The 13,644-nt window shown below is 46.8% G+C and carries 10 protein-coding genes; 4 read left to right on the top strand and 6 right to left on the bottom strand.

Annotated elements, in window-relative coordinates; all coding sequences use genetic code 11:
• Positions 1-134: 134 nt before the first annotated feature.
• On the top strand, positions 135-2,192 hold the full coding sequence (locus HRU77_09185; GenBank protein ID QOJ20850.1) for a sodium-translocating pyrophosphatase: 2,058 nt from the start codon (positions 135-137) through the stop codon (positions 2,190-2,192).
• A gap of 256 nt (positions 2,193-2,448) precedes the next feature.
• Positions 2,449-3,210 carry a hypothetical protein gene (locus HRU77_09180; protein ID QOJ20849.1) on the top strand — a complete coding sequence of 254 codons (762 nt, stop codon included), beginning with the start codon at positions 2,449-2,451 and terminating at the stop codon, positions 3,208-3,210.
• Positions 3,211-3,295: 85 nt separating this feature from the next.
• On the opposite strand, the gene HRU77_09175 is transcribed toward HRU77_09180, so the two are convergent.
• The 6 genes from HRU77_09175 to HRU77_09150 form a co-directional block, all read right to left on the bottom strand.
• Complete coding sequence (locus HRU77_09175) at positions 3,296-3,703, bottom strand: hypothetical protein (protein QOJ20848.1); 408 nt, start codon at positions 3,701-3,703, stop codon at positions 3,296-3,298.
• Between the two features lie 13 nt (positions 3,704-3,716).
• Complete coding sequence (locus HRU77_09170; protein ID QOJ20847.1) at positions 3,717-7,022, bottom strand: TonB-dependent receptor; 3,306 nt, start codon at positions 7,020-7,022, stop codon at positions 3,717-3,719.
• A gap of 265 nt (positions 7,023-7,287) precedes the next feature.
• Positions 7,288-9,516, bottom strand: a complete 2,229-nt coding sequence (locus HRU77_09165; GenBank protein ID QOJ20846.1) for an adenylate/guanylate cyclase domain-containing protein — start codon at positions 9,514-9,516, stop codon at positions 7,288-7,290.
• A gap of 138 nt (positions 9,517-9,654) precedes the next feature.
• The gene (locus HRU77_09160; GenBank protein ID QOJ20845.1) at positions 9,655-11,715 is read right to left on the bottom strand and encodes a TonB-dependent receptor; all 2,061 of its coding nucleotides are present in this window, start codon (positions 11,713-11,715) and stop codon (positions 9,655-9,657) included.
• A 153-nt stretch (positions 11,716-11,868) separates the two neighbouring features.
• Positions 11,869-12,183: a hypothetical protein gene (locus tag HRU77_09155; GenBank protein ID QOJ20844.1), complete on the bottom strand. Its 315-nt coding sequence runs from the start codon at positions 12,181-12,183 to the stop codon at positions 11,869-11,871.
• Between the two features lie 2 nt (positions 12,184-12,185).
• On the bottom strand, positions 12,186-12,608 hold the full coding sequence (locus tag HRU77_09150; protein ID QOJ20843.1) for a transcriptional repressor: 423 nt from the start codon (positions 12,606-12,608) through the stop codon (positions 12,186-12,188).
• A 214-nt stretch (positions 12,609-12,822) separates the two neighbouring features.
• On the opposite strand from HRU77_09150, the gene HRU77_09145 reads away from it, so the two are divergent.
• Both HRU77_09145 and cueR read left to right on the top strand, forming a co-directional pair.
• Complete coding sequence (locus HRU77_09145) at positions 12,823-13,212, top strand: DUF4396 domain-containing protein (GenBank protein QOJ20842.1); 390 nt, start codon at positions 12,823-12,825, stop codon at positions 13,210-13,212.
• A 10-nt stretch (positions 13,213-13,222) separates the two neighbouring features.
• Positions 13,223-13,639, top strand: a complete 417-nt coding sequence (gene cueR / locus HRU77_09140; protein QOJ22118.1) for a Cu(I)-responsive transcriptional regulator — start codon at positions 13,223-13,225, stop codon at positions 13,637-13,639.
• Positions 13,640-13,644 lie beyond the last annotated feature (5 nt).

The raw sequence follows: 13,644 nt of genomic DNA, 5'->3' as shown, positions 1-13,644 counted from the left end.
GCACGCAAGGAGCAAGAACGGATAAAATACATCCGGATTTTATTTTGGGACAAGTGTTTAATAATGTGGAATTAATTAGGCCGGGATTCTGCATGTGATTTTTTGTGTGGTCTGACTTTAATTGGAGTTTGTTTATGTCTAGTGGTTTAGTTATCGCAATTGGTAGTGCGATTGTAGCCCTGATATTCAGTGGGATATGGATTAAGGGGATTTTTGCTCAATCAACGGGCAACCAACGTATGCAGGATATTGCTAAAGCGATTCAGGAAGGCGCTTCTGCTTATCTGAAACGTCAGTACATGACCATCGGCATGGTGGGCGCGGTTTTATTTCTTGCACTGTGGGTGGCGCTTGGCTGGGATACGGCGATTGGTTTTGCTTTAGGCGCTGTACTTTCCGGTGCTGCGGGGTTCCTGGGAATGACCGTATCGGTTCAATCCAATGTACGTACCGCGCAAGCTGCGAGTATCGGATTGAATGAAGCCCTGGCGATTGCTTTCAGAGGCGGCGCCGTTACCGGAATGCTGGTGGTGGCTTTAGGTTTGCTGGGTGTTGCTGGCTACTGCGCCATGTTGTTCGACGGCGCCAATCCCGATCAGGCGGTCAGCGATGTCATCAAACCGCTGATTGGTTTTGCATTCGGCGGATCGCTGATTTCGATTTTTGCGCGTTTGGGTGGCGGCATTTTCACCAAAGGCGCGGACGTCGGTGCGGATTTGGTGGGCAAAGTGGAAGCCGGTATTCCGGAAGATGATCCACGCAACCCGGCGGTTATTGCGGACAACGTGGGCGATAACGTCGGTGACTGCGCAGGGATGGCGGCCGATTTGTTTGAAACCTACGCGGTTACGATTATCGCGACCATGTTATTAGGTGCATTATTGTTCACTGCCAATGCAGGCAGCGCTGTCGTTTATCCGTTAATGCTCGGTGCCGTTTCTATTATTGCCTCTATCGTGGGTTGCTACTATGTCAAGATGCGTGACGGCGGCACTATCATGAGTGCGCTCTATCGCGGTTTGATGGTAGCAGGCGGTATTGCGTTGGTAGCGTACTTACCGGTTACCGTATGGTTTATGGGTGACATGTCGCTGGTGATTGACGGTACTGAAGTTGCGGGCGGTATGCTGGTCATGCGTATTTTCCTGGCAGCAACGATCGGTCTGGTGTTGACGGGATTGATGGTGGTCATTACCGAATACTACACTTCAACCGATTATCAACCTGTCCAGCACATCGCTGAAGCTTCTACGACCGGACATGCAACCAACATCATTGCTGGTCTGGGTGTTTCTATGCGTGCAACCGCAGCGCCTGTACTGGCTGTTTGTATCAGTATCATTTTGGCCTATGCGTTAGCCGGTTTGTATGGAATTGCCATTGCAGCAACGTCGATGTTGTCGATGACAGGTATTATCGTTGCACTGGATGCGTACGGTCCGATTACGGATAACGCAGGCGGTATTGCCGAAATGTCGGAAATGCCTGATTCGGTGCGCGCAATTACCGATCCGCTGGATGCTGTCGGTAACACTACCAAAGCAGTGACCAAAGGTTATGCGATCGGATCCGCCGGTTTGGCTGCGCTGGTATTGTTTGCTGACTATACCCATGCATTGGAGCACGCCGGACATGAATTGACTTTTGATTTGTCCAACCACATGGTCATTATCGGTCTCTTCATCGGCGGCATGATTCCTTATTTATTCGGTGCCATGTCGATGGAAGCAGTCGGACGTGCAGCTGGATCAGTGGTTATCGAAGTGCGCCGTCAGTTCAAAGAAATTCCCGGTATTATGGAAGGTACAAGTAAGCCCGATTATTCCCGTGCGGTTGATATGCTGACGAAAGCCGCGATCAAGGAAATGATGGTTCCTTCGTTATTGCCGGTGCTGATTCCGCTGCTGGTGGGTGTGATTCTGGGGCCGCAAGCATTGGGTGGTGTATTGATGGGTTCTATCGTAACCGGTTTGTTTGTTGCGATCTCCATGACCACAGGTGGCGGTGCTTGGGATAATGCCAAGAAATATATCGAAGACGGACACTTCGGCGGCAAAGGCAGTGAGGCTCATAAAGCTTCTGTAACTGGCGATACTGTTGGTGATCCGTACAAAGACACCGCAGGTCCAGCGATTAACCCATTGATTAAGATCATCAACATTGTAGCCTTGTTGATTATCCCATTGCTGTAATAGCTGTAATCAGGGAGTGACTTGTGAAAAAGCACATCAGAAATCTGGTGTGCTTTTTTTATTTATTTTATTCCAATAATCGCCTTATTAGACATTGAAGACAAGGCCTGGTTGGGCCTATGATGCTGCCACTAGAATGAGATGCGCTAAAAAATCATAAGCCCAATGCTGCCTAGAATAAAAGAAAGTTTCTTATTGCCAATCAACCCTCGCTATTTTGGAATAGAGCCAATATCATTAGTAATAAGGAGTTAATATGTCAACAAAGCAATTCATCTCAGCAGAAAAGCATTTGGCTAAATTGGGTGTAACAGTAGAACAAGCTTTTAATTTTATTTTCGCCAATGTCAACCAACCAGAAATAATTTTTACAGCAGCGCGACAGCATGGGGTAACAAAGTCGATGCTACATGAAATAACTGGTGTTTCAGACAGTGTAATTAATGACTATTTTAAAAATGCCGGTCTTGTTCCGGAAAGATTGGATCATACCAGTATCCTTTTTAATACAGATATAGGCTCATTTGAAAGTTTGGTTGGGTTTAATGAAAATATTGGAGCTTTATCGAATGCATCACTCGGAGCGAAAGTTCAGCCTTTGGTAGATTTTCCGTCAGAATATAATTTTCCATTTACAGATAGGTATGATTTCCAATCCGAAGATAAAATCTATGATGCAGATGAATTGGGCATATCGCAATTAGGCAATATAGCTGCAACGGATGAGAATATAAAATCCATTTTTTATGGCACATTGATAAGGATGTTTTCTCGTTTGGATAGTACAGAACTCAGTCAAATTAGCGGATTCCCGAAAAACGGGAATCCTGAGGATTTTCAGACACTACTTTTAGATACTCTAAATGACCCTATTACTGATCCTACATGGACCGAAGAAAGTTTAGTAAACAAGGTCGTTGATGAAGCTGTCTATCTTCATAATCACTATATGCAAGATGATTTTGTTGTTGGACTATTTGACCATAGCTATTTAGGATATGCCCCAGTAATACATTAAATGGACATCAGCTTCGGCAATCACTCATCATCGGCACTCAACATGCCCATGAAACAACTTAAAAATGATAAGTTAAGAGTCATTTTTATTTGATGTGATTACACATAAGGATAGATGAACCATCAATAGTGATAAGCTGGCACTTCGGATTTACTCTGAAGGTCTCTACGATGATTATTGATTTTTTTTCCTCTGTTCTAGGTTTTGATAAAATCTCATCTTTTTCCCTTCCACTTATTATTCTATATTCTTCATCTTCGCGTAGTAAAAGCCTTACATTACCTGTTTTAACATCGTGTAAAGCAACGAAACCAACATTATCCCCCCCTATTTGTTCTAACTGTTTTGCAATCCCGGGGGGTAAAGGATGCGTGCTGGGCGGAGTCATATTGCCAGAATGCATTTTATGGAATTCTACTGCTTGACAACCGGAAAGTAGCATCGCTACGGACAAAGCGGTTAAAGATAATAACGATTTTCTGGTTTTGTACATTTTGATTCTCCTATTAAAAATTTAAGGTTAAACGTGTGAAAATTGTTCTTGTTGGCAAATACATCGGGTTTATAGGTTCTGCAGTTTGAAAGTGAATATTTCGAAATAAAAAAGATTGATCAAAAATATTTTTAGCATCCAAACTAATTATCCCCCTGCGATTTGGGAGTCTGTAGCCAAGCAACGCATCGACAAGAAAAAATTTTTGATTTTTTTCATTTGAAATTTCTTTACGATCTATTTCTTGTCGTACAAAAGTACCGGTTAGACTAAAAAACAATCCGTGAAAATTAAAATAATTGAGGTTGATAGGTATGCTCAGCGTATCTATTTTGTGAAGCCCTAATGGTGTTTCATCACGAGAAAATTGTTCAAACTGAATCTCACTTTTTACTGACAATCTGTTACTAGAAACGCCATATAAGTATGCACGATAAATTTTTTCTTTTTGATCATCAATGGACACATTGTCTGTTGAAAACGAAGGAACTCGTAAATCCCGACTCGAGATTTCAAAACCACTGAAAACTTTTTCTTTGTAATGTCCGTCCAGTCCTATACCGATTCGGCGTGATTGGGTACCATTGATATCATCATACAGTTGGTTAAAACCGGAAATCTGAGTTGGTTCAATGGTTTGGTTGGTTGTTAAAGGAGCTTTAACAGCTTCAATAAAAGCCAGGCGTAACCTTAAACTACTAACAATGTTCCATTGCAGGCCTGCTTTGGGATTGAATCGATCAATTTCTAATCCTTTTTCTTTATAAGTATCATAGCTAAAGCCTAAAGTCGCATTCAGATTGGAACCAAAATTTAAATTTGAATATAGATACCCATTTGTTTTATCTATATCAAAATTTTGTTTTTTAGGATTAAAAATCTGATTAATTATCAAGTTTCTAGTTAACGAACTTCGATTCACATTAAGATCATAGTTTCCACTGCCAGCTATAATACTAAAATTAGAGTTGCGGAGTTGATACTGAATTTCGGTTTGATACCCTTCGTTCTTGGCTGATATTTCGTAGTTGCTGGGGGTATTGGAATCAGGGTCTATATTCTTACTTTCCCTATCAGCATATAGTCCGGATAATAAAATATTTTGATTAACAGCTAAATCATACTTTGCACCAATTCGTGCAGTATTTTGATCAATCTCTCTACGAAATCTATTTTGAGGGGCTCTAGAGTTATTTGTATCACGATCAAAATCCAACAGCAGATTACCGTGATGTGTCGAGCGAGTCCGAACCTCAGCCTGCAAATTCAATTTAGATGTTACCGCGTGCTGCACGAATGCATTCAATACATCATGGTTCTGATCATTATTACTACGAAAGCCCTTGCTTTCATAATGAAACTGCCCCAGGCTGATCGATGTGCGTTCATTGAACTTAGAGAATACTAATTCATTTCCCAAAGTACCATTATTTCCAACAACCCCTGAGGTAACCAATTGCGGTTTGCTGCGCTCCATCAATGGTGTGAATTCATTAAACCCTGGATTTGACGGGCCTGTGTTAGTGATGATATTGAGATCTGCAACCGCCATATGCGGTTGTACAGAATTGACATTGATGGGCTGTAGAAGCTGGGCTTGTAGCAGTTCACTGACACGTGCAGCCTCATGCCGCGGCGTGTTCGCGTACGTATCTGAAAGAAACCGATGCGCCGAGTGATTGGATGGATCGAAGCTCAGTGACTTTGCGGTTTCCATAATTGCGCGCCGTTCAAATCCAAGAGTTTCAAATATACGCGCAAGACTGGAACCACGTGCCGCTTCATCGCGATCCAACAGAAATTTCGATCGATATACCGCACGGTTATTGTTCAGTTCAATCGATTTCTGAATATCCCGCAACGCTTCTACCGGCCGGTTCTGCGTTTGTTTCTGAATGGCATCGTAAAACCACGGCGTAGGATCTTTGGGATCGCGTTCTTTGGCGAGATCGAATTGAGTACCGGCGAGCGGATAGCGTTTTTCCTCAAAATAGGCTTTTCCCAGATAGCTGCGGATAAGAGAATTCGCTGGATCGAGGCTGGCGGCGATTTCCAGTTCGATGCGCCCGGCTTCCAAGCTGCCTTCACGGATCAAAGCAATTCCTAATCCAAGCCTTGGCATGGGATCGGCTTGATCAAGTGCAATGGCTTGTTTAAAGAAAGTTTTTGCTGATTGGGTATCGATCTGCAGTAAATACGCAAAGCCTAATACTGTTTGGGTTTTAGCCAGATCGGCATTCAAACTTACCGCGTGCTGTGCCGCGTCTAATGCACGATCCTGGTAGCCTAATGACATCTGCAATTCGGCCAGCCTTGCCCAAGCAAGTGCATTTTTCGCATCCAGTGCGACTACTTTTTGCACGCTTTCAAGTGCTAAATCAATCTCGAATTGTGCTTGTTGCACGTAGGAAAGCGCTAAATACGCAGCAGCAGAATGTTGATCCAATGTGATTGCCTTGTTGGCCAGTTCGAGTGCCTGGTCTTTTTCATTCTGTACTACCGAGATAATGGCCAGCAGCGCATGCGCGGCACTATTATCAGGTTCGAGTTGCAGAATTTGCCGGATAACTTCCTTGGCTTCTTCCGCCTGCCCGGAAGAGAGTAAATGATTTGCCTTGCGAATCAAATCACCATTGCCGTTTTCATTGCGCTGCCAGTAATTCAGTATAGCTGGGTAATACAATGCCCACTGCACCGCATCAGTCGGACGAATGATAATTTCTTTATGCGGCGCTTGTCCTTTTTGTGTAATAGCTGCCTCATGGTCGTTAAGAAGCAAACTTCCAAGTTCATTGCTAACCGATACCTTACCTTCATATACAATAACTTCTGTAGTATCCGCTTTAAGACCGACAAAAAATTCTGTTCCTTCCACACTGGCGTTGGCAAAGGGTGTTCTGATTTTAAAGGGTCTGGGGGTACGTGTGATGATGTGGATTGCACCTTCCAGCAAGTCCAGCAGCGATGTGCCTTTCTCTTCTTGCAGTTGCGGAAATGTGATACTGGTTTTCTGGTCAAGACGCAGCATACTGTCGTTGCTTAAGCGCAGTGCCGCGCGGCTTTGCGCGCGGGCGCGGATCATATCGCCTGCGCAAAGAACGATATCCATGCCCGCTTGTTGCCAGGCATTTTCTTGAGCCCGGCGTATTTCGATTACTCCCTGCATCGATACCACGCGCGCCACTTCTGTTTTGCAAGCCGACGCTGCTTGCGACTTGGTTATTAAAGTCATCCAGCAAGTCACTGTAAGGACAGTGAACACCATTGCCGGGAGTTTTCTCCGATATAAACAAATCGTAATCGCCCAGCCTATTTTCATTCTTGGTCTTCTTTCTATTCGTCAGACTAATTGACGAATAATGAGTGAGTATTTATAAAAAACTGGATATTAAGCGACTTACTTTATGCATATTTTCATTATACGAAATGGGTGATCTTATAACTAGCTAGGAAATATGACTTTTATCAAACCCAGTTGAAATTTTAATTATGGGGCTATTTTTTGTCTGTGATATTTCTCACAGTGTAGTCTTCGTGACTTTGTTTTTGATTTTTGTGTAAACATCCCAGGAATTACTTGCTGTCTATTTCGAGAATAGGCCAAGAAGCCGCGGGAGATTCATTTTGATATTTTGGCACAGCGGCAGAAAGTAATGTGTAGGGCCGTCCGATGGGAATACGCTCAGAATTTCGTGAAAATATCGGCTGGCCTCACGCCATTTTTTTAGTTGATAAGCGTTTAAAGCGTTTGCGAAGGTTTCGCACAGCCATAGTTGCTGCTTACTGGCAGATTGCCGGTATGCGATGAGTTCAAACAGTTCAACCGGTTTAATTCTTCCCGGTAGGGGAAAGCTCCCCAACGGGCGTACCAGAAAATCATCCAGCCCTTCGATGACATCACCCGACAGCAGAATGCTTGTTTTGAAAATTTTATTGGCGTCTTGAATCCGATTGGCTGTGTTGACGACATCGCCTGTAACACGATAAGTGCCATCGCTTTTGTTTAAAGACATGCCGCCAAAATGCAAACCGATTCTGGTTGGAAGCGGTGGATTATTCATTTTGTTAAAACGCGCAATCGCGGCATTGAGATCAAGCGCCGCTTTGCATGCACGAGACCTGTCAGCAGGGCTTGGTGTTTTTTTGATCCAACCGAAAAGCTTTGCTGCGTGTGGATTTTCTGATTTTTTATTCCAGATGGAAAGTGAAGAATCCCCTGTTGTATCCATAACCCTGCCATGATGCTGAACAATAGGATTCTTTAATGCTGCGCGATAATTAGTCATCAGCTTCTCAAGCGCAGAGGGATTCATGGTTTCGGCCAGTGTCGTATAGCCTGCAATATCGGTTGTTAAGCATGTACCCGAGAAAACGCCACGATATTTCTCGATAATCGCATCCAGTTCTTGGTCTGGTCCGGCTATACCGATAAACTCCTCAAGCGCGAGAACCTTTAATGCCCAAACCAGCATTAATGTAAACAAAACGAGCGCAGCCGGGATGATGAACGGTAGCCATATCATGGCATTCTTAAAGAAAGCGTAGGCAATGAATGTATAAATGCAGAGAAGAAGAAGGCTGAGAACGATAGTTTTCCGGGTGGTTAAAATTTGTGCCGACAACCCTATGGCAAAACCAAATAGAAACAGAATGCTCAAATTGCCAGCGGTTGATAGTGGCCTGATCGGTTTATTTTCCAGTAAATTAGCGAAAGCCGTAGCGGTGATTTCTACGCCGCTGATGTAAAGCCCGTCCGGATTGGAAAATACCGTTGGATAATCGTCCCGGACAATATCTTGTTCGGATTGCGTAGTACCCGAAAACCCGACGAAAACAATCTTATCTTTTAAATTTTCTCGCTCTGATTGATGATCCCGGTTATCTGTATCTAACTGTAACGCCTGATAGTAGGGGATGGTTTTTATGCTACGTGGCGGACCATAAAAATTCAGGTAGCGGATTTGATCACCGGAGTAGAGTTCCAGCAGCGAACGCATTACTCTTTTTTCTTCCACCTTTAAACGATTGTCGCGATCCAGATTCTCTTTCAGTTGAGATGCTAATTGCGGGCTGCTGACAAACATATTTCGTAGCGTCAGGATCAGATCTTCGATATCCGCGTCATCCATTCGAACAGGCAAATGCGCCGCAAGCTCCGGGTTTGACAAGTTGAGCAACCGGACAAAGTCGCCGTATAGCGCGGATGCATATAACTGCAGAACAACGACCGGCACTGTGGGAATGTCGCCGGCGTTCGACTTAAACGTCCAATAATGATGAACCCTTTCCACTTTGGGCAAAATAAAAGGCGCACGCGCTTTTGCCGCATCGGCAACCAACGGTAGCAGTTGCGCAGCGCCTTCACGAATATAGTGGTGCTGAGCCGCGTTATCATGTTGGTTCAGAAGCGCGGAATCCTCATAATCCAGCCGTTCAACCAATACCACACGATCCGCTGCTTTAATGGCATTCGCTAGCGCTTCATCCTGTTCCGGTATGTCGCTCGGTGTATCAAAAATAAGATCAAAAATGATGGTGCTCGCGCCTGCCGCCGCCAGTTGAGTGATTAATTGCGCATGAAGATTGCGTGGCCATAATCGCGGCTTAATGGACAGATTAAGCTGACTGGCCGAAGGCTGATCGATCGCGATGACAACGACATCGGACGGCGCCTGGATCGCGCCACGTAAAAGAAATAATGTGCTTAAACCCACTCTCTCTTCCAGCCATAAACCGGCGGGTGACAAATAAACGATCACACCCAGCAGGCCGGTAAAAGTGCCGAGAAAAAAATATTTAAGCCATCTGACCATGTATTTAAATCTTATGGGTAGGCTGCAATTAAAAATATCATGAGTGATTATGGGTATCGCAGAGTAACACCAAAAGGCTATTCTGCAAGCACCCTCAGGTCTTGGAAAACAAACACCGGATTTTATTGAACGGCTTCTTTAGAAAGCGCCTCGAACACCTGCAACAATAGCGCGACCCGGCAGCGGCGCAATATCCTTCAAGAAAGAAGTATGCACGCGCATGTCGCTGTCGAGCAAATTCCGGCCTTGCAGGAAAAGCGTATAGTTAACCGATCGACCAAGCTTCATGTGATAACCCATTTCGGCATTCATCAGGGTATAGCCGGGTGTTTCAGTTTCCAGCACGGCCACGCGATCCTGGCGCACGACGCGCGTCAGGTTAAAATTGCCAGACCAGGCATTCTTCTTCAAATCGAGATCGAAGCCAAAGCGTTGCGGCGTTATACGCGGGATATTACCGTTATTCTTCAGCCGGCCGTGGACGATGTCGGTAAAAAACCGCACATTCAGCATATCAGGCACAACAGCGACAATGGCCTCGGCTTCCAAACCATAAAACTTCGCGTTCGTTTGCGCATAATCCTGCACCAAAAAAGCGCCTTGATTATCCAAGACACCTTCCGCATCGACGCGATCCGCAAGTCTGTCGCCATTACTATCACGGCTCTTTTGAAATATATAATCGTTGACGTGGTTGTAAAACAAATTGACTTTACCCGTGAGTATCCCTGAAGTTTTTTGCAATGCAATATCGAAATTATTGGAAGTTTCTTTGCCGAGCGTCTGGTTTCCCTGCTCAAAGGTGTTGGTCGCCACATGAAAACCATTGGCGAAGAGTGCAACGGTGTTGGGCGCGCGTTGCCCGCGCGTGGCGGTTAAGTTGAGTTGATAGCCTTCGATAAATTTCCATACGCTGCGAGCGGAAACGCTATAGAGATCGAAGTTCCGGGTTTGCAGCAGAGCGCCTTGCGGATTATGCATGGCATGCTCAAAGCGTCCGCCTATCTCGAACTGCCATCGCTGCCAGTCGCGCTTTTCCAGCATGAAGATACTGGCCGATTGTGAAACGCTGGACGGCACGAACGCTTCATCGCCCTTAGCGGAAAAATCGCGGTTTTGCAGTTGAATACCCATTGTGCCTCGCCAGTTCGCTATTGGTGCATGAACCAATTCTGCGCGGCCTTCCTGTTCTCTGTTTTTAAACCGGGTGCCGATCTCATGCTCGGTCAGTTCATTATGGCGGTAATCGTTATAATTGAAGCGGATTCTCAGCTGCTCAAACCCTTTGAGCGGATTGTCCAGATCACCGGCCAGACCGTACCGGGTCTGACCCATATCGATTTTCGACCCTTCCGGCCCCGGAATGCCATAGAGATTATCCAATCGGGATACCGAAATGCCGATAAACCCACGCTCGCCGACGTAAGAGCTACCGGCCGATAGATTGCTGGTGTCGATGGCGCTATTTCTGATAAAGCCGACGTCGCTGTTAGGATCATGCACATTGGCGCGGCCGGGAATGTGCACATCGCTGGTGAGCCGCTTGTTTCCCTCGAGATACCATGACATTTTGCCCATGCTGCCGGACGCATTCAATGCGCCGCTGCGCTCTTCCAGCGCGGAATTGAAGCGCCCTTCGAAATTGGCCTGCGGTGCTTTAAACAAGCGATCCGGAATGCGCGCATTGATGACATTCACAGTGCCGCCGGAAACGCCGCTGCCGTACAGCAAGGTTGCCGGGCCTTGCAATATTTCGATGCGCGAGGCGCTGAGGGTTTCCGTTGCCACCGCATGATCCGGACTGATGACGGAAAGATCCCCGGTGCCGATGCCGTTTTCCAGTATTTGCACACGCGGACCATCTTGTCCTCGGATAATGGGACGGCCGGCGCCGGGACCAAAACTACTGGAAGAAACACCGAGTTCGTGCGACAGCGTATCGCCAAGATTGGCCGCGCGATTCCGGCGCAGACGATCGCCTTGCACGACGGCATCCGCCTTGAATCCGACAGATTCAGAAGAACTGGCGGCCGGGGCGGCAATCACGACGCCGGGTAGTTCGACATCTTTGCTGGTGGTTTGCGCGTGGCTATCCGGCGCATCCAGCAACAATATCAGCAGCGCCGCAGCGGCCGGCTTAAATTGCCAGCGATCGCGCAGCCGCCTTGCATCATACAATTCATGATGAGAATAATTCATTGGGCTTGCCTCATTCGATATGGGTGTCAGTCGTGCAACTGGGTTGCACCAATGAAGCTGATCAATCGCAAGCAAACAAAATAGATCGCAACAATCAATCGACTGTGCGATACGAAGTCAGACTTGGATTAACCGCTTGAGGAATCGAAGAAGCTACAGTGGCGGCGCGCGCGAGAAATAGGGAAGCGCATTGCCTTGCGCATGAGGTTGCGGTACGAATAATGACAAGCGGCGGCGGATTGCCGAATTGCATAGACACAATCCCGGCGCGATTAAAATAAAATTGAGCGCAGTCAGCGCAATACAATCGAAGCAAATCTCATCCAGATCCACGCCGGCATCATTTTCGCTTCCGGCGCTTTCCAGCACATCGGTTTGCGCATAATGCGTGAATGCGTGCGCCATCAAAAATACCGGCACAGCCAATAAAGCCAATGTCAGAAAGAGAAAGAAGCTTTTGCGTATCATGGTCAGCAGCAGTTGGCGCAAAGACCTTTCACGGTCAGTTCAATTTCCTGGAAACGGTAACCGGCCGGCAACGACCAATCGCGTTCCACCGGCAATGTTTCCAAGCAAATTACTTGCGCGCAACCGGTGCATTTAAAATGCGCGTGCTGATGCGATGACACATCGCGGTTGGCATGATAGCGCCACACCCGGTCGCCACTGCTCACTTTGTGGATCAGATTTTTCCCGGCCAGCCATTCCAGCACGCGATACAAAGTCACCCGGTCCAATTGCAAGGTTTGCGGCAGGCGCTGCTCGATTTCCCGGTGGGTGATAGCATGCTGCTCGGCAAGCAAAATAGCCAGGATTCCGACTCTGCCCGTGGTTACCTTTCCGCCGTTGTGCCGGATCAAATCTTCTGCGCTATGATGAAATTGATGAGACATACTGAGATAAATGCAACAATGTTGCACGCATTGTAGTCGAGTATCTTCCAGGTTGCAATAAACGGTTGCCGGGAAATTGCAATCGCATGCTTGGCCTTCCAATGATCGCAAGGTTTAGTATCTGGACTCCTTTAACAAATGACTCGGGAGTCGTTTATGACAAGCCATTCACACACTTAATCACACAGCCGCCATCGCTACTTTGCACTGCTTAATGGGATGCGCCATCGGCAAAGTGGCCGGAATGGTGATTGGAACAACTTTGCAATGGAGCGCTGCGAAAACAATCGTTCTGGCCACCGGACTCGCGTTTCTTTCCGGCTATGCGCTTACCATGCTGCCCATTCTGCGGGCCGGCTATCCGCTCCGGGCAGCACTGAAAATTGCGCTCGCTGCGGATACCGCTTCGATCGCTATCATGGAAATCGCCGATAATCTAGTGATGGTGATCATTCCAGGAGTGATGGCGGCACCGCTTGATTCGGTGTTATTCTGGGACAGTCTCTTCACCGCGCTGGTAATCGCCGGTGCCGCCGCTTTTCCGCTTAACCGCTGGCTGATTGCACATGGACGCGGCCATGCGCTGGCACACAGTCATCATTGATGAGGATAAAATGAACATCGGACAAGCAGCAAGCGCATCCGGCGTATCGGCAAAAATGATCCGTCATTACGAGACGACGGGACTTATTCCTAAAGCGGCACGTGCTTATTCCGGCTATCGCCGTTACGATGAGCGCGACATTAATACTTTGCGTTTCATCCGCCGGGCGCGGACTGCCGGTTTCAGCACGGCGCAAATCAAGAAACTGTTATCGCTATGGCAAGATCGGCAACGGCCGGCGCGCGAAGTGAAAGAATTAGCAAGCGCGCACCTGAGCGATCTGCAAGCACGCATCGCCGAGTTGCAAACAATCGCGCACGCATTAACGCAATTGATCGCGCATTGCCACGGCGACGAACGCCCGCAATGCCCCATTCTTGACAATCTGGCCGGTGACGATAGCGCACCACGAGGAGAACTACGATGACATTT

The organism is Gammaproteobacteria bacterium (assembly GCA_015709615.1).
In the GTDB taxonomy this organism is placed as follows: domain Bacteria; phylum Pseudomonadota; class Gammaproteobacteria; order Burkholderiales; family Nitrosomonadaceae; genus Nitrosomonas.
Note: the sequence above shows the minus strand (reverse complement) of the source record. Positions and strands in the feature narration are given on the sequence as shown.

Excerpts from the sequence above, each read along its gene's own strand:
- HRU77_09185 (QOJ20850.1), top strand. The coding sequence starts at position 135 with ATGTCTAGTGGTTTAGTTATCGCAATTGGTAGTGCGATTGTAGCCCTG.
- HRU77_09180 (QOJ20849.1), top strand. The coding sequence starts at position 2,449 with ATGTCAACAAAGCAATTCATCTCAGCAGAAAAGCATTTGGCTAAATTG.
- HRU77_09175 (QOJ20848.1), bottom strand. The coding sequence starts at position 3,703 with ATGTACAAAACCAGAAAATCGTTATTATCTTTAACCGCTTTGTCCGTA.
- HRU77_09170 (QOJ20847.1), bottom strand. The coding sequence starts at position 7,022 with ATGAAAATAGGCTGGGCGATTACGATTTGTTTATATCGGAGAAAACTC.
- HRU77_09165 (QOJ20846.1), bottom strand. The coding sequence starts at position 9,516 with ATGGTCAGATGGCTTAAATATTTTTTTCTCGGCACTTTTACCGGCCTG.
- HRU77_09160 (QOJ20845.1), bottom strand. The coding sequence starts at position 11,715 with ATGAATTATTCTCATCATGAATTGTATGATGCAAGGCGGCTGCGCGAT.
- HRU77_09155 (QOJ20844.1), bottom strand. The coding sequence starts at position 12,183 with ATGATACGCAAAAGCTTCTTTCTCTTTCTGACATTGGCTTTATTGGCT.
- HRU77_09150 (QOJ20843.1), bottom strand. The coding sequence starts at position 12,608 with ATGTCTCATCAATTTCATCATAGCGCAGAAGATTTGATCCGGCACAAC.
- HRU77_09145 (QOJ20842.1), top strand. The coding sequence starts at position 12,823 with ATGGGATGCGCCATCGGCAAAGTGGCCGGAATGGTGATTGGAACAACT.
- cueR (QOJ22118.1), top strand. The coding sequence starts at position 13,223 with ATGAACATCGGACAAGCAGCAAGCGCATCCGGCGTATCGGCAAAAATG.